The organism is Bacillus sp. YBsi01 (assembly GCF_038406745.1).
Lineage (GTDB): Bacteria > Bacillota > Bacilli > Bacillales > Bacillaceae > Bacillus > Bacillus siamensis.
This window is the reverse complement of the sequence record NZ_CP151679.1, coordinates 3012501-3027676: the sequence shown is the minus strand read 5'-3', so window position 1 is coordinate 3027676 and position 15176 is coordinate 3012501. Positions and strand designations below refer to the sequence as shown.

Here is a 15176-nt window from a genome sequence, read left to right as displayed (position 1 = left end):
AACGAAAAAAACAGAGGGCGCAAAACCCTCTGAATGAATCGGAATTAATTTAAAATTTTTATTTTGACCTGTTTCTTTCCCCAGCGGTATGCCGAAGATTTTTCAGGGAAAAAGACATCAATCCGTCTTCCTTTAATGGCTGAGCCCGTATCTGCGGCCACAGCATCCCCGTATCCGTCTACGTGGACTCTTGTGCCGAGCGGAATGACGCTTGGGTCTACCGCAATGACCTTGGCATTCGGATTGCTTGTCAGGTTAACGCCTGTAGCCGTATGGCCGGAACAGCCGCTGCAGCTTGCGGTATATGCCGTGGAAGACACGGTAATCACTTTACCGGAAGATCCGGTTTCACCCGAAGAAGCCTTCACCGGTGCACTGAGCTGCTCAATCTTGGGACTGTGCCGCTTTGTGCCGACCGCAATGATCTGATCTTTGCTTTTTTCAGATGTTTCTTCTTTGACAAGCTTTCTTGATACTTCTTTTCCATTTTCTTTGACAACATGAAAATGCTTTTTAAGCTTGCCTTCTTTTCCTTTTTGAACGATCTTTTCTTTCCCGTTGTCGAGAGACGCATCCTCTTTTTCTTTCACTCGATACGCTATTTTTTCCTCAACTACATCGGTGACTTTTTCGATACGAGTGATTTGTATGCCGGCCTGATCTTTTGTGAGCTTTTCGTGTAATGCCGGTTTTACTTGATCTTCGTCTTTCATGTCCATCTTATGCTGCGTTAAAAAGTCAGCGACCGTAGTCGAAGTCGTCCATATTTTCTTTTTCTTTCCCGCATCATTTACAGTGACCTGAAAAGCCGGGTCGACCGTGACTTTCATGCCGTTTGTCACTTTCGTATCTGCTGCTGGATCTATTTTATCGTGCTGATTCACAGGTGTATGCTGTTCGTTCAGAAATGCGCCGACTGTTTTTGCCGTTGACCATAAAGTCTTTTCTTCTCCGCCTCTTGTCACACGGATCTGCTTTGCAGCATCATATACGACATTCATGTTCTCAGCCAATGCTGTCTGCTTAGACGGGGTAATCCGGTCTTCATTTCTTGTCTCTATATGTAAATCTTCCAGAAGTTCCCCAACCGTTTTTGCATGAGTGCGTATTTGCTTTTTCTTGCCGTTGATAGAAACAGAGACTGATTGTTTTGAGAGCTCATGTGCCCCGTATGCAGTCCCGGTTCCGCCCAGCAGAATAATAGCTGCAATAAGAATAACCTTGCTTTTACCAAGCTTTACGGAAAACAGTTTTTTCATTTTTTGTGTGATGAAAAACGCCTCCTTCTCCTCGGAGAGATTATATAGAGTATCTAAAATGCTGTCAACCCTCCCATCTCGAAGATAAAAAACCTTCAGCGTATCCCTCATTATGCAAAAACAAAGCAAAAAAAGGAAGAGAGACATATCGACAACCTATCTTATGAGAAGAAGGAAGCTTGTAGAACCGTTTTACATATCCACTGAATCGGACAAGCCTTTACACGTTACGACAGCGCATTTTGTCAGTTCATGCGGAAAAGTCTTTTTGCGTTTTCAGTTGTTATCGAAGCAATTTCTTCATACGTCAGTCCTTTTAATTCCGCGAGCTGTTCAGCAACATATTTCACGTAGCTTGGCTCATTTCGTTTGCCGCGGAAAGGATGGGGTGTCAGGAAAGGACAGTCAGTTTCGATCAGCAAACGGTCATTCGGAATTTCCTTTGCCACTTCTTTTGGTTTCTTCGCATTTTTGAAGGTAACCGGTCCTCCGAATGAGATATAGAAATTCATATCCATACACTGCCGTGCAACCTCCGCGCTGCCCGTAAAGCAGTGCATAATGCCGCCGACTTCTTCCGCTCCCTCTTCTTTCAAAATCGTGACAACATCCTCAGTCGCATCACGGTTGTGGATGATAATTGGAAGGTTCACTTCTTTGGCAAGCGCGATTTGTTTCCGGAATACCTCTTTTTGGATATCCTTCGGTGATTTGTCCCAGTGATAGTCAAGGCCCATTTCTCCGATTGCCACGACTTTTTCATGAGCAGACAGTTCCTTAATCCATAATAAATCTTCCTCTGTCATGTCAATTGCGTCTACCGGATGCCAGCCGATCGCAGCGTATATAAAGTCATATTCCTCAATCAGCTCCATTGCACGCGTGATGGTAGGTTTGTCGAATCCGACAACGACGATTCGTTCAACTTTTTCAGCCTTTGCACGCGCAATGACTTCTTCTAAGTCTGTGTCGAATTGCTCGGCGTTTAAGTGTGCATGTGTATCAAAAAGCATCATAAAAACTCCTTTCTTGTTGAAAAACAAAAGGTGTTCGACGAAATGTTACACGTGAAACACCTTTTGCATCTATTATTTAATTCTGGTGCCTTTCGGTAATGACTGGTCGACAGCTACAACCTTAAGGACGCCGTCAGATTCTCCTGCCAGTATCATCCCTTGAGAAAGCTCGCCTCTCAGTTTTACCGGTTTTAGATTCGTTACACAAATGATCTTCATTCCCACAAGCTGATCCGGTGTGTAATGCTTCGCGATACCTGATACGACTTGGCGCTGTTCAAAGCCCAGATCAATTTGCAGCTTCAGCAGACGGTCCGCTTTTTTTACCGGTTCTGCGGACAAGACTTCTGCGACGCGAAGTTCTGTATCCATAAATTGATCAAACGTAATTTCCGGAAGATGCTCTGCTTCTTGCGGCTCTTCTGTTTTTTCTTCTTTCACAGGAGCAGGCCCTTGCATTTTTTGCTTGATGTAAGCTACTTCCTCTTCAGCTTCAAGACGTGGGAAAAGCGGCTCCCCTTTTTTCACTTTCGCGTTCTTTAATTGGCCGAATGTCTGGATGCTGTCCCAAGCTTTAAGAGACTGATCCTCAATCCCGAGCTGAGCAAACATTTTTTCAGGCGTCTGCGTTAAGAAAGGCTGAAGCAGTACGGCCGAAATACGCAATGATTCAGCTAAATGATACATGACAGAGCGTAATTCTTTTTGTTTTTCCGGATCTTTTGCCAGCACCCACGGAGCAGTTTCATCAATATATTTGTTCGTACGGCTGATTAATTGCCATAGCGTTGATAAAGCCACTGAGAACTCCATGTTTTCCATTGCTTTTTCATATGCTTTAACCGTTTCACCGGCTACAGAAGAAAGCTCTTGATCAAAATCAGTCACATTTCCTTCATATGAACCAATCTCACCGTCAAAATACTTTTGGATCATAGCGACTGTACGATTCAGAAGGTTTCCTAAGTCGTTTGCCAAGTCATAATTAATCCGTTCTACAAAACCTTCCGGCGTAAAGACACCGTCTGAACCAAACGGCACTTCGCGAAGCAGGTAATAGCGAAGCTCATCCAAGCCGTAGCGTTCAATCAATGTTACCGGATCAACGACATTTCCTTTTGACTTCGACATTTTTCCGTCTTTCATCAATAACCAGCCATGCGCGAATACTTGCTTAGGGAGCGGGAGATCAAGCGCCATTAGCATAATCGGCCAGTAAATGGTATGAAAACGGACAATTTCTTTACCGACAAGGTGGACGTCAGCAGGCCAGTACTTTTTGTAAAGCTCATCATTTTCCGTATCGTAACCGAGCGCCGTAATGTAGTTGAATAATGCGTCAATCCATACATACACGACATGCTTCGGGTTTCCCGGCACTTTTACGCCCCAGTCAAACGTCGTTCTGGAAACGGCCAAATCTTCAAGCCCCGGTTTAATGAAATTGTTAATCATTTCATTTTTGCGTGATTCAGGCTGGATGAAGGAAGGATTGTCCTCATAAAACTTCAGCAGGCGGTCTGCATATTTGCTCATGCGGAAGAAGTATGACTCCTCTTTGATTAATTCGACTGGATGGCCGCTGTCCGGGCTTTTTCCGCCGACAACCTCACCCTTTTCATTTCGTTCCACATCCACCAGCTGTGTTTCAGTATAGAATGTTTCATCAGGGATGCTGTACCAGCCCTCATACTCATCCAGATAGATATCACCATTATCAAGAAGCTTTTGGAACACTTTCTCAATAATTTCTTTGTGCCGGCTTTCCGTCGTCCGGATGAAATCATCGTGAGAAATGTCGAGCTGCTTCCATAGTTTTTTGGATCTCAGCCACGGCACGATCCACATAAGCCTGAGGTGTGATATTCTCTTCCTCCGCTTTCTGCTGGATTTTTTGTCCGTGTTCATCCGTTCCTGTCAGGTAGCGTACGTCAAATCCCTTTAATCTTTTGTAACGCGCCATCGCATCGCCGGCCACGGTAGTATAAGCATGGCCGATATGTAATTTTCCGCTCGGATAATATATCGGGGTCGTAATATAAAAAGTATTATTGTCTTGCGGCATGTTGCAACCTCCCATTCAGAATGTCGAAAAGCTCACGCCCAAAGGACGAGAGCGGTTTTATTTGATATACAATATTGATATTTGTCCTCTATCTATGATACCATCTTAGCCTTTAAGATCAAGGATATATACGTACTGCGCGTAAAAGAGTAAATAAAATTAAAAATTTTTATTGAAATTAAAAAAAGTCTTAACATGTCGAAATTTGTCGTATATAATCTACTAATATAAAACATCTTGGTTCGAAAGTCTTGATTTAAAAGGATTTTCAGTAGGATAATAGGTTCGAAAAAGCAGTCAAAAAGCCTGTTATTTCAGGATTTCCAAGGCTTTACTTACTATAAGAACTAATTCTTACAATCAATAGTAAACAAAAAGATTGACGATTATTGGAAACCTTGTTATGCTAGGAATGTAAGGAATTTTGTCGAATAATGACGAAGAAAAATATAAACTACAAAATAATTATCTCTCGGGAGGAGACTGTTAATGAAATCTACTGGTATCGTACGTAAAGTTGATGAACTTGGACGCGTAGTTATCCCTATCGAACTTCGCCGTACACTGGGCATCGCAGAAAAAGACGCTCTTGAAATTTATGTTGATGATGAAAAAATCATCCTGAAAAAATATAAACCAAACATGACTTGCCAAGTTACTGGTGAAGTTTCTGATGATAACCTTAAACTTGCCGGCGGCAAATTGGTACTCAGCAAAGAAGGCGCTGAGCAAATCATCTCTGAAATTCAAAATCAGCTTCAAAACCAAAAATAAGTTATTTCATACAAAAACCGTTCTTGTTACGATACAAGAACGGTTTTTTTTATGATTGAATGTGATAAGCGTCATAAATCTCGCGTTTCGGAACGTTCCGATCTACCGCTGTTTGTTTTATGGCCTGTTTGGAAGATGCTCCTTCGTTTATGTAATGCTCCACATGCTCTTTCTCAGAAAGCTCCGTCCACCAAGGCTTGTCATCTTCATCCGGTTCAGTGGCTTGATTGCCTTCGACAACGAGACAGAACTCACCGCGGATTTGATCTTCATTTGCCCATTCAAGCACCTCGGCGATGGTTCCTCTGATGAATTCCTCGTACTTTTTCGTTAATTCTCTCGTGACGGCGATGTTTCGATTTCCCAAAACGTTATGCATGGCGGTTAATGTTTCTTTTAATCGGTGCGGCGCTTCGTAAAAAATCATCGTTTCCTGGCGTTTTTTCAGGATTTCGAGTTCTTTCTTCTTTTCTTTCTTCTGTCTGTTTAAGAATCCGTAGAAGAAAAACGGCTGCGGGGTGATGCCTGATGCGGTCAGCGCGGTTAACGCCGCATTTGCACCGGGAAGCGGTACGACATAACCGCCGATTTGGGTAAAATCTCTTACAATCTCAGCCCCCGGGTCGGAAATTGTCGGCATACCGGCGTCACTGACCAAAGCCACATTCTTTCCGTTTTTCAGCCATTCAATAATTTTATGGCCGCTGCTTTCTTTGTTGTGTTCATGATAACTGGTAAGAGATGTTTCTATGTCATAGACGTGGCACAGCTTTTTCGTCTGTCTCGTATCTTCGGCAGCTATGACATCGACCGATTTCAGCGTCTCCACTGCACGAAAGGTCATGTCCTCCAAGTTGCCGATCGGTGTAGGAACAAGATAAAGGATTCCCATTTCAGATCTTCCGTTAAAACTCATCTGGCGACTTAACATATACAGCCTCCTTGTTGCTTCGTTTTTCTTCTATATATTGTTCTTTTTTCTTTCGGGTCAGCTGCTTAAAACGGTATTCCGCCTGCATGGCTTCCCGTTTTGTGTCAAATGATTCCGCATGGCATAACGAAACCGGCCTCCGCGCCCTTGTGTACTTCGCGCCCTTTCCCTCATTATGGGTTTCCAGCCGTTTTTGCAGATCATTTGTATAACCGGCGTAAAGACTGTTGTCATTGCACAGCAGTACATAAAAGAAATGACTATTTGTCTCCATATAAAATCGTGCGGATCTCTTTCGTATATTCATTTTGTTCATCATATACAAACAGCGGAGGAAGAATTTTGAGATCAGGGCGGCCGCCTTTAATTCCTTCAACCAAAATAGTGTTTGCTTCTTTTCCTTGTTTCGGATAGATAAACTGAACCCGTTTCGGTTCTATTCGGTACGCTTTCATTAATTCAAAGATTTCCAAAAGCCGTCCCGGCCGATGAACGAGCGCGGCTTTTCCGCCTTGCTTCAACAGTTTGCTGCTGACGGAAATTACATCTTCAAGCGTGCAAAGAATTTCGTGCCTTGCGATTCTGAGATGTTCGTTCAGGTTCTGCTCAGCCTCTTTCGGTGTTTTAAAATAAGGCGGATTGCAGGTGACAACATCATATTTATTATGTCCGAGTCTTTCCGGCATATTTTTCAGATCATCATGAATGAGTCTGATCTGATCGTCCAGCCCGTTGTATTCCACGCTTCGGAGCGCCATATCATACAAACGCTCCTGAATTTCAACCCCGGTGATATCCGCCTTTGACCTTGTACTAAGCAGAAGCGGCACAATTCCATTCCCCGTACATAAATCAACGATGTTTCCCTTTTGAATCGGAACGTATGCAAACTTTGACAGCAGCACGGCATCTAATGAAAAAGCGAAAACCGTCGGGCTCTGTACAATTTTCATATCCTCTGCTAATAAGTAATCCAATCTTTCATCATCACGTAATGAAACCATAATCTTATTCCTTTCGGCACTCTTTGAAAAAGGCTTCCGACATCAGCGGAAGCCTTTTCCTCATTTTTTATTTAAGAAGGACAGACAAAAAAGGCAATCTCCCTTGCGGACGCTCCCATAATGGACGTTGCAAATATGAAAGCCTTCTTGATACAGCCGGGCCAGATTGTCGTAGCCTTCTCCTATATCACTTTGCTCTGCCTTCTGTGTTTTTGTTTCTTTCTGATCGGCTTTGAATTGCTCAATTTGCTCTGTCGTGTCATCAAGCCGCTTACGCAAATGCTTGTTTTCAAGCTGAAGATGGTGATTCTCTTCAATCATTTCGCCGATATGCTGCTTTAAGTCACCCAGCTGACGGTACAGCGAACCGATTTGTTCCTCCAGGTTTATGACAGTATCAAATAACTCTTTTTTATCCAAGGTTCCACACCTCGTTAATCTGTGGTTTGTGCGGATACGACGCCCTCTTCCAAGAGCTCTTCCCAAGTATATTCTATCACTTTTTCACGATTCTTCAGTTCCACCTGAAGCACCCGTTCCAGAATATTAAGACCGACAACCTTTGCGGGGCCGTTTGCCGTCGTAATCATTTCGCCTAAATCCGGCAGCTGTTCTTTTGCCGTCTCATACTCATCATTTTCGTACTTTAAACAGCACATCAAACGGCCGCACAGACCGGAAATTTTCGTCGGGTTCAACGATAAATTTTGATCCTTTGCCATTTTGATGGATACCGGTTCAAAATCACCGAGGAACGTGGAGCAGCAAAGCATTCTCCCGCACGGGCCGATACCGCCGAGCATTTTCGCCTCGTCCCTCACACCGATTTGGCGCAACTCGATTCTTGTTTTAAAGATAGAAGCCAAGTCTTTGACCAATTCCCTGAAATCAACCCGTCCGTCAGCCGTGAAGTAAAAAATGACTTTATTGCGGTCAAACGTAAACTCAACATCAACGAGTTTCATATCTAAGCCGTGGTCAGCCACTTTTTTCTGACAGACTTCAAAGGCGGACAGGGCCTCTTGTTTATTTTCTTCTACAATGAGAAGATCGCGTTCATCAGCAACGCGAATGACCTTTCGAAGCGGAAGCACAACATCATGCTCGTCCACTTGTTTATTTGCGATGACAACCTGCCCGTATTCGACACCTCTTACAGTTTCAACAATGACGCAGCTGTCCTGTTCTATATCAAATCCGTTCGGATCAAAATAATAAATTTTCCCCGCTTTTTTAAAGCGGACGCCTATTACGTTGTACAAGCTTATCCCTCCTGCAACGTTAACACCAAGTGCTCCATTAATCCCTGTGTATTCACATTGGAATGAAGCCGTTTTTTTGCTTCTAAAACAGCGAGAATTTGGTTCGTAACGCTTTCTTGTGTAAATTGCAGCGCATGCTGTTTTATTGATTGGAATAAGTCTTGATAAATCAGTTTATCTTCATTTCCAATTTGGATGGATAATACATCACGGTATATCAATAAGAGCATATCAAGACCCATTTCTTGATGGGTTTTTTCTTTGAAAAAGGGCACCCACTGATCCTGAATGAAGAAAAAGGCATGTCCTTTCCGCTGATGTAAGACTTCATACAATTTTATCACTTTCGCTCTGGACTCTGCAAACTCATCATTTCGACTTAATTCGACTGCTTCCGCAATATTATTTGTCATATTTGCTAAGAGTCTGGCCATGTGAGGGCTTACTTCCTGTTCAACCAGCCTTTCTTCTATTGCTTTCGGCTGAAGCGGCTGAAACGGAAGAACCTGGCATCGCGAAACGATGGTATCCAATATTCTGTGGAGCTGCTCAGTAATCAGAATAGCGATAGTGTCTTGACTCGGCTCCTCTAAAAATTTCAGCAGACTGTTTGCCGCATTTGTCGTCATTTGATCCGCATGGGATATAATGTACAGCTTTTTATGCGATTCCAGTCCTGTTTTAGAAAACTCCTCCTGAAGCGATTGGATCTGAGCTTTTTTAATGGATAATCCGTCGGGCTGAACCACATGCAGGTCGGGGTGGTTTCCGGAATCAATACGCTTGCAGTTCCGGCACTCCCCGCAAGGCTCAGTCCCGTCTTCAAGGCAAAAAAAGCTTTTTGCGAGAAGCAGTGCGGCATCCAATTTGCCAGTACCTTTTTTGCCTTCAAACAGATATGCGTGAGAAAGCCTTTTCTTTTCAATGCTATTATGCAAAAGACGCATCACTCTGGGCTGCTGCCCGGTCATTTCCTTCCATGATATTGCCATTGTATCACTCTCTATGTGTAAAGGTTAATCAATAAACCTTTTATTTCTCCGATTCGATCCAGCAAATCAATTGCCGGTTTTTCCTGATCTAACATCTCTTCCGTCAGCTGGAGCAGCTTTTCATCTATTTCTTTCACAAGCCCCAGGGTCCGGCTGCTGCCGTACAGGTCAAAGCTTTTCGTCGTTTCATGCGATAATCCGCTGTCAACGGCCTCTTTCACAAAACGTTTTACCAATCCTTTGAATTTCGCTAAGTCTTTGAAGTTCCTCGACTTCGTCAGTCTTTTCCCGAACGTTTCTATATCCGTTAAGAACCTGCTCAGCTGGTCAAATTTCAGCTTGCTGCTTTGGCTGTCCATTGAACTTTTAAACGTCCCGGAAAGCTCTGCCGCTTTATAAGCAGGCTGCTGCTTTTTCTCAATAAATGTGCGTAAGTCAGAATTTATTTTCACGTCGTCAAATCCTTAAAATTGATGAAATTCATCGACCGGAAGGACAAAGACCGTCGCTCCGCCGACTTCCACTTCGACAGGATAAGGAACGTAAGAATCCGCATTCCCGCCCATCGGGGATACCGGGGCAATCATTTGATCACGTTTACAGCCATTTTCTTTAATGAGGCTGAGCGCTTTATCGACACGGATATCCTCCACCCCGATCATAAACGTCGTATTGCCTGATTTAAGAAATCCGCCTGTTGTCGCAAGCTTCGTCACCCTGAAGTTGTGGTCGGTTAATACTTTCAAAAGTCTGTTGCTGTCTTGATCCTGCACCACTGCCACTATTAATTTCATTCTATAGGCCCCCTTTAGGTTGGAAAGAACATGGTCGTTACATTCATTATATCAACTTATGAGAAACAGGTCACAACTGAATTTTTTTCAATGTTTCATTTATCACCTGAAGTACGTCCTGAATGACGAGTTCCTTCTTTTTCGATGCGTCGATTGTATGAAATCTTTCAGGGAAACGCTGCATCACCTTTTGATATCCTTCCCGAACTTTCGTGTGAAAGTGCAGGGCCTCAAGATCAAGACGATTCTTTTCTCTTGAATCATTCGACGTAATCCGTTTCAGCCCTTCTTCCGGATCGATAGAAAAATAGATAGTGACATCAGGCATCGTATCGCCGATTGCAAACTGGTTAATAGAAAGCACTTCATCAATGCCGAGCCCTCTCGCATAGCCTTGATAAGCCAGCGAACTGTCGATAAAACGATCGCACAGCACAATGCGTCCTTCTTCCAATGCAGGCTGCACCTTTTCGGCTAAATGCTGTCTTCTCGCAGCGGCGTAGAGCAGCGCCTCCGTTTTTGCATCCATCAGTGTATTGTTTTTATTTAAGATCACTTCTCTGATCTGTTCCGCAATGTCGATGCCGCCCGGTTCTCTTGTTGCGGTCACCGGAAGCCCCTTTGCCGACAGAATCTCTTTCACTTCCTGAAGCACAGTCGTTTTCCCTGCACCTTCAGGACCTTCAAATGTAATAAATAAACCGCTCATGATTTCTCCTCTTCTGTATAAACAAGTAGTTGTTCCCCGTTTAACAAGCCTTGAATATGCGCGTCCATGCCGATTAAACGGGAAAGCTTTTGTACGATCTCTTCTGTTATCCGTTCTCCGTCCATGATCAGCGGAATTCCCGGGGGATAAGGAATAATGTTCCCCGCGTGCAAGCGCCCGGCCGCCTTATTTATATCCGTAAGCTCTGTTGGAAACTTCCGCATCTCATTTTGCGGATATTCAAGTGTCGAAATGGACGGAAAGGTCCAATTCACGGTATCCGGCAATTTATCGGGCGGTGTATTCTCCAGTTTCTGCTGGATGTTTCTTACGGTTTCATGTTCTATCATCCGCCGGCCGCCTATCGGCAGGACGAGCAATACTTGGTACTCGTCAGCCAGCTCGGCAACAATGCCTTCGCTCTCCAACATACTTTGTAATGAATAGCCGGAATGTCCGAGCTTTGAACGAAGAATGAATTTTAACGGGTCCGCCCTGAGCCCAAATCCGGAAGGTTCGATCATTTCAATAGAAGAAATTGACGCGAACTTTCGTTTGATTTGTTCAATATGCGCCATATGACCGGGGAGTGTCCCTTTTTCAGCGATATCCTGAACATAAGCGCGCGCCGTATCTAAAGAGGCCATTATCGGATATGACGGGCTGCTGCTTTGCAAACTGCTTAAATAATAGGTTAATCGATCTCTGTCAATACGGGTGCTGTTTAAATGAAAGTAAGATCCCATCGTCATAGCCGGAAGCGTTTTGTGAGCCGATTGAACAACGGCATCCGCCCCCATATCCAATGATGATGGCGGGAACGGTTCACCTAACACAAAGTGAGCGCCATGAGCCTCATCCACCAGTACAGGAACGCCGTATGAATGGGCTTTGTTAACTGCCGCGGTCAAGTCGGCAGCATGCCCGTAGTAAGTCGGATTAGTCAGAACAAGGCCTTTCGCATTCGGATATGACGCTAACGCTTTTTCAATGACCGGAAGGGATACATGGGCCGGCACATGCATGTTTTTATCAATTTCCGGCGCTAAATACACCGGCTTGGCTCCGGCCATTGCCACCGCATGGAAAACAGACTTGTGACAATTACGCTGGATCAGAATGGGTTCGCCCGGTTCACAAACAGCTAAAATCATCGCCAGATTACCGGCAGTCGTTCCATTGACGAGAAAGAAGCTTTCCTGAGAACCGTATAGCCTGCTCAGCAAATCCTGTGCTTCTTTGATGACTCCCGTCGGGTGATGTAAGTCATCAAGCCCTGTGATCTCAGTCATATCAATAGATAAAAGAGATTGATATACAGATCTGGCTTCATCAAAAAAGACATCTCCATTGTGATGTCCCGGAACATGAAAAGAATACGTATTTCGGTGCGCATGCTTCAGCAGCGCTGTATATAAAGGTGTGTCCATATTTTAAACAAATCCTTTGCCTGTCTTTCTTATTATATCGTGCCTGTGAGCCAACTTAAAGCTAAGACTTTTTGCCAACTAGCCATTATCCCGGCCGGACTTCAGATCAAGCAGTTTCTTTTTCAAATCGCCTTCCATAATCATGAGCTCCTCCTCGGCCCGCCTGCGCTTCATCCTGCCTTCTTCTTGAATAGACATGATTTCTTCCAGTGTGGTGACTAAGCTTTCCTGCACTTTTTTTAAGGTATCTGCCTCAACAAGTCCGCGCTCATTGGCTTTGGCGGTCTCGACTGTACTTGTTTTCAAAAGCTCAGCATTTTTCAGGAGCAATTGATTCGTCGTATCCGCCGCCTTCTGCTGCGCATCTGCCGCACTCCGCTGCTTCATTAGTGTCAGGGCGATGGCGACTTGATTCTTCCATAAAGGAATAGCCGTAACAATGGAGGACTGAATTTTCTCTGCCAGTGCCTGATTCGTGTTTTGAATCAGACGGATTTGCGGCGCACTCTGAAGCGTAATCTGCCTGCTCAGCAGCAGATCATGCACTCTCTTATCCAGACGGTCGGCAAACTGGCGAAGGTCATTCACTTCCTGAGCGGCCATTTGATTGTGTTCCCCTAATTCAGCTTTTCTTACCGCTTCAGGAATCAGCTTTGTTTTCAGCTCATCTAACTTTAATTCACCCGCCGCTATATACATATTTAAGTCAGAAAAGTATCGTTTATTTTGGGCATACAGCTGATCTAACCATTTATTATCACTCAACAGCCCATTTTTAGAAAGTTCGAGCCTTCTGCTGATACGGTCAATCTGTACACTGGTCTTTTGATATTTCGAAAGTACTTCCTGTACAGAGCCGGATACCCTTTTGAACAAACGGGCAAAGAATCCTTTGTTCTTCATCTGCAGATCATCAGGATTTACCTGGTCAAGCTTTCTCATCAAATCAGACAGTATCTGTCCCATCTCTCCTGCATCTTTTCTTTGCACATGCTCTATCATCGTGTGGGAAAACTCAAGAAGATTCGCCTGGGCCTGTGAACCAAACAGAACAATGCTTTGCATGTTCCCGGGATCCAGTTTTTCAGCGAGCTGAAGTGCCGCTTCTCTTTTTTCTTCCGGCAGCGTATCTGCAAGCTTTAGATTAGCCTGATCATTTTGAGCGCCCGTGATATCATCGGAACGGTCTTTGGCCATTTCCTTCCCCCTTTCTTACTTTCTCAGTGACTGCTTTGCCATATCTAATTCAAAATGCAGATCGTCGATGTCTTCCTTCATCAGTTCATGAAGATCCTCTTCCAGCCGCCTGGCAAGCTCCGCAAGAGTCATCCTTGTCTGACTCAAGGACATTGATAAATCTTTATTTTTTCGCGGCTGTGATGAGAGCAGAGCATACTTTTCGGTCAGCTCCACAACAGAATCAAGCGTTTGATAATAGAAACGCTCTGCCTGATAAAAACGCTTCGGCTCCTGCTTGGTGAGCAGATATATCCGCCGCGTTATCCGCAGTATCTCTGCATTCTGCTTCAGCATTTGTATACTTTTAGAGCGAAAAAGCGCCTTGCGCAATCGAACGATTTTATTTCTTGCTTCCTCAAGATTTTCCTTGATATAAGTATATTCTTTTCTTGTCAGCCGGTGTTTTTTTAAAAAGAGGCGCTTCGCATTCCACAGTCCGGCCATACTGACGGCAGTTCCGCCTGCTGCTCCGTATAAAAGCGAATACAGAAAAGGCTGATGCCCTATCGTAAAAGCGGCTGTCCCCGCTAATACAAAAACTGCGCTGCCGCAAAGCATCCATTTCATATATTGAATAAACGGTTTCATATTTGGATCGACTCCTATTTATTCACTTTTATCAGTATTATCTATTACATTCCATTTCTAAACAAGTTCCTCTTCTTATCGTATCAGTTCTTTTATAAAAAGTGAAAAAACTCCCTTATTTTTAAGCAAAAAAAAGACCCTTTTCAGGGTTAAGAATATAATGTCGGTGTATGAAGGCTTTTCAGTTTACGAACGAAAAATTCATAATTCGGATCAGAGGTTGGAGTTGAAACTACTTTCTTCTCACACTCTAAACATATAAATTTCGTATAAATATGAATACCCCTGCTTTTTTTAGTTTCACACACAATACATGTTTCTTCATGGCTGGACGTTTCATTCATTTGTGCCCACCTCCGTATGAATAGCCTTCCCTGAAGCCATTGATTGTATACACAATTTGGACCTTTTTGAAGTTTGCAATTAGTATATGGGCGTTGCCGTATTTCGGTGTTTGTATTGTTTTTATTCAAAACAAAAAAGGCAGCTCATGACGAGCTGCCTTTACCGTATGATTGCTTGGCGGCGTCCTACTCTCACAGGGGGAAACCCCCGACTACCATCGGCGCTGAAGAGCTTAACTTCCGTGTTCGGCATGGGAACGGGTGTGACCTCTTCGCTATCGCCACCAAACCATTGAGAGTGTTCTCTCAAAACTAGATAACAGTAAGCATACATTCAAAAATGGTTAAGTCCTCGATCGATTAGTATCTGTCAGCTCCATGTGTCGCCACACTTCCACCTCAGACCTATCAACCTGATCATCTTTCAGGGATCTTACTTCCTTGCGGAATGGGAAATCTCATCTTGAGGGGGGCTTCATGCTTAGATGCTTTCAGCACTTATCCCGTCCGCACATAGCTACCCAGCGATGCCCTTGGCAGAACAACTGGTACACCAGCGGTGCGTCCATCCCGGTCCTCTCGTACTAAGGACAGCTCCTCTCAAATTTCCTGCGCCCGCGACGGATAGGGACCGAACTGTCTCACGACGTTCTGAACCCAGCTCGCGTACCGCTTTAATGGGCGAACAGCCCAACCCTTGGGACCGACTACAGCCCCAGGATGCGATGAGCCGACATCGAGGTGCCAAACCTCCCCGTCGATGTGGACT

General features: G+C 44.2%; 16 protein-coding genes, 2 rRNA genes and 1 pseudogene (1 of these 19 only partly in view). 1 reads left to right on the top strand and 18 read right to left on the bottom strand.

Annotated elements, in window-relative coordinates; translation table 11 throughout:
- Nucleotides 1–44: 44 nt before the first annotated feature.
- The 3 genes and pseudogenes from AADZ70_RS15215 to metG all read right to left on the bottom strand — a co-directional run bounded on the left by AADZ70_RS15215 (nt 45) and on the right by metG (nt 4340).
- Nucleotides 45–1370, bottom strand: coding sequence for a ubiquitin-like domain-containing protein (locus AADZ70_RS15215; protein WP_342007290.1), 1326 nt, complete (start codon nt 1368–1370; stop codon nt 45–47).
- A 134-nt stretch (nt 1371–1504) separates the two neighbouring features.
- Nucleotides 1505–2272 carry a TatD family hydrolase gene (locus AADZ70_RS15210; protein WP_342007289.1) on the bottom strand — a complete coding sequence of 256 codons (768 nt, stop codon included), beginning with the start codon at nt 2270–2272 and terminating at the stop codon, nt 1505–1507.
- Between the two features lie 75 nt (nt 2273–2347).
- Nucleotides 2348–4340, bottom strand: a pseudogene (gene metG, locus AADZ70_RS15205) (methionine--tRNA ligase).
- A gap of 483 nt (nt 4341–4823) precedes the next feature.
- Between metG and abrB the strand changes: the two are divergent.
- Entirely contained in the window at nt 4824–5114 is a 291-nt protein-coding gene (gene abrB / locus AADZ70_RS15200; RefSeq protein ID WP_169510469.1) for a transition state genes transcriptional regulator AbrB, read from the top strand.
- 49 nt (nt 5115–5163) lie between these two features.
- Here the strand turns inward: abrB and rsmI are convergent, their stop codons facing one another.
- From rsmI to AADZ70_RS15125, 15 genes are all read right to left on the bottom strand, one after another.
- Nucleotides 5164–6045 (bottom strand): 16S rRNA (cytidine(1402)-2'-O)-methyltransferase, encoded by an 882-nt coding sequence (gene rsmI / locus AADZ70_RS15195; protein WP_045926505.1) that lies wholly within the window; start codon nt 6043–6045, stop codon nt 5164–5166.
- Entirely contained in the window at nt 6020–6319 is a 300-nt protein-coding gene (locus tag AADZ70_RS15190; protein WP_045926504.1) for a GIY-YIG nuclease family protein, read from the bottom strand. Before AADZ70_RS15190 ends, rsmI begins: the two co-directional genes overlap by 26 nt.
- Nucleotides 6306–7049: a tRNA1(Val) (adenine(37)-N6)-methyltransferase gene (locus tag AADZ70_RS15185; protein ID WP_045926503.1), complete on the bottom strand. Its 744-nt coding sequence runs from the start codon at nt 7047–7049 to the stop codon at nt 6306–6308. Before AADZ70_RS15185 ends, AADZ70_RS15190 begins: the two co-directional genes overlap by 14 nt.
- Before the next feature lie 60 nt (nt 7050–7109).
- Nucleotides 7110–7469, bottom strand: a complete 360-nt coding sequence (yabA, locus tag AADZ70_RS15180) for a replication initiation-control protein YabA (protein ID WP_016936514.1) — start codon at nt 7467–7469, stop codon at nt 7110–7112.
- Between the two features lie 14 nt (nt 7470–7483).
- Entirely contained in the window at nt 7484–8311 is an 828-nt protein-coding gene (ricT, locus tag AADZ70_RS15175) for a competence/sporulation regulator complex protein RicT (protein ID WP_004264723.1), read from the bottom strand.
- Between the two features lie 2 nt (nt 8312–8313).
- Nucleotides 8314–9303 (bottom strand): DNA polymerase III subunit delta', encoded by a 990-nt coding sequence (gene holB, locus AADZ70_RS15170; RefSeq protein WP_016936513.1) that lies wholly within the window; start codon nt 9301–9303, stop codon nt 8314–8316.
- 11 nt (nt 9304–9314) lie between these two features.
- On the bottom strand, nt 9315–9755 hold the full coding sequence (locus AADZ70_RS15165) for a DUF327 family protein (protein ID WP_016936512.1): 441 nt from the start codon (nt 9753–9755) through the stop codon (nt 9315–9317).
- Between the two features lie 12 nt (nt 9756–9767).
- A complete protein-coding gene (gene darA / locus AADZ70_RS15160; RefSeq protein WP_004264734.1) occupies nt 9768–10097 on the bottom strand; it encodes a cyclic di-AMP receptor DarA in 330 nt (109 codons plus the stop codon).
- Between the two features lie 70 nt (nt 10098–10167).
- Nucleotides 10168–10806: a dTMP kinase gene (gene tmk / locus AADZ70_RS15155; protein ID WP_016936511.1), complete on the bottom strand. Its 639-nt coding sequence runs from the start codon at nt 10804–10806 to the stop codon at nt 10168–10170.
- Entirely contained in the window at nt 10803–12236 is a 1434-nt protein-coding gene (locus tag AADZ70_RS15150; RefSeq protein WP_342007288.1) for an aminotransferase class I/II-fold pyridoxal phosphate-dependent enzyme, read from the bottom strand. Before AADZ70_RS15150 ends, tmk begins: the two co-directional genes overlap by 4 nt.
- A 78-nt stretch (nt 12237–12314) precedes the next feature.
- The gene (locus AADZ70_RS15145) at nt 12315–13433 is read right to left on the bottom strand and encodes a toxic anion resistance protein (protein WP_342007287.1); all 1119 of its coding nucleotides are present in this window, start codon (nt 13431–13433) and stop codon (nt 12315–12317) included.
- A 15-nt stretch (nt 13434–13448) separates the two neighbouring features.
- Complete coding sequence (locus AADZ70_RS15140) at nt 13449–14063, bottom strand: 5-bromo-4-chloroindolyl phosphate hydrolysis family protein (protein WP_269775324.1); 615 nt, start codon at nt 14061–14063, stop codon at nt 13449–13451.
- Nucleotides 14064–14212: 149 nt separating this feature from the next.
- On the bottom strand, nt 14213–14407 hold the full coding sequence (locus AADZ70_RS15135; protein ID WP_007409914.1) for a sigma factor G inhibitor Gin: 195 nt from the start codon (nt 14405–14407) through the stop codon (nt 14213–14215).
- A gap of 173 nt (nt 14408–14580) precedes the next feature.
- A 5S ribosomal RNA gene (gene rrf / locus AADZ70_RS15130) occupies nt 14581–14696 on the bottom strand.
- Between the two features lie 51 nt (nt 14697–14747).
- A 23S ribosomal RNA gene (locus AADZ70_RS15125) occupies nt 14748–15176 on the bottom strand; it runs 2500 nt beyond the window's last position.

What these genes read in the sequence shown, in the direction of transcription:
- AADZ70_RS15215 (WP_342007290.1), bottom strand. Translation starts at nt 1,370, where the DNA reads ATGAGGGATACGCTGAAGGTTTTTTATCTTCGAGATGGGAGGGTTGAC.
- AADZ70_RS15210 (WP_342007289.1), bottom strand. Translation starts at nt 2,272, where the DNA reads ATGCTTTTTGATACACATGCACACTTAAACGCCGAGCAATTCGACACA.
- rsmI (WP_045926505.1), bottom strand. Translation starts at nt 6,045, where the DNA reads ATGTTAAGTCGCCAGATGAGTTTTAACGGAAGATCTGAAATGGGAATC.
- AADZ70_RS15190 (WP_045926504.1), bottom strand. Translation starts at nt 6,319, where the DNA reads ATGGAGACAAATAGTCATTTCTTTTATGTACTGCTGTGCAATGACAAC.
- AADZ70_RS15185 (WP_045926503.1), bottom strand. Translation starts at nt 7,049, where the DNA reads ATGGTTTCATTACGTGATGATGAAAGATTGGATTACTTATTAGCAGAG.
- holB (WP_016936513.1), bottom strand. Translation starts at nt 9,303, where the DNA reads ATGGCAATATCATGGAAGGAAATGACCGGGCAGCAGCCCAGAGTGATG.
- darA (WP_004264734.1), bottom strand. Translation starts at nt 10,097, where the DNA reads ATGAAATTAATAGTGGCAGTGGTGCAGGATCAAGACAGCAACAGACTT.
- tmk (WP_016936511.1), bottom strand. Translation starts at nt 10,806, where the DNA reads ATGAGCGGTTTATTTATTACATTTGAAGGTCCTGAAGGTGCAGGGAAA.
- AADZ70_RS15150 (WP_342007288.1), bottom strand. Translation starts at nt 12,236, where the DNA reads ATGGACACACCTTTATATACAGCGCTGCTGAAGCATGCGCACCGAAAT.
- AADZ70_RS15145 (WP_342007287.1), bottom strand. Translation starts at nt 13,433, where the DNA reads ATGGCCAAAGACCGTTCCGATGATATCACGGGCGCTCAAAATGATCAG.
- AADZ70_RS15140 (WP_269775324.1), bottom strand. Translation starts at nt 14,063, where the DNA reads ATGAAACCGTTTATTCAATATATGAAATGGATGCTTTGCGGCAGCGCA.
- AADZ70_RS15135 (WP_007409914.1), bottom strand. Translation starts at nt 14,407, where the DNA reads ATGAATGAAACGTCCAGCCATGAAGAAACATGTATTGTGTGTGAAACT.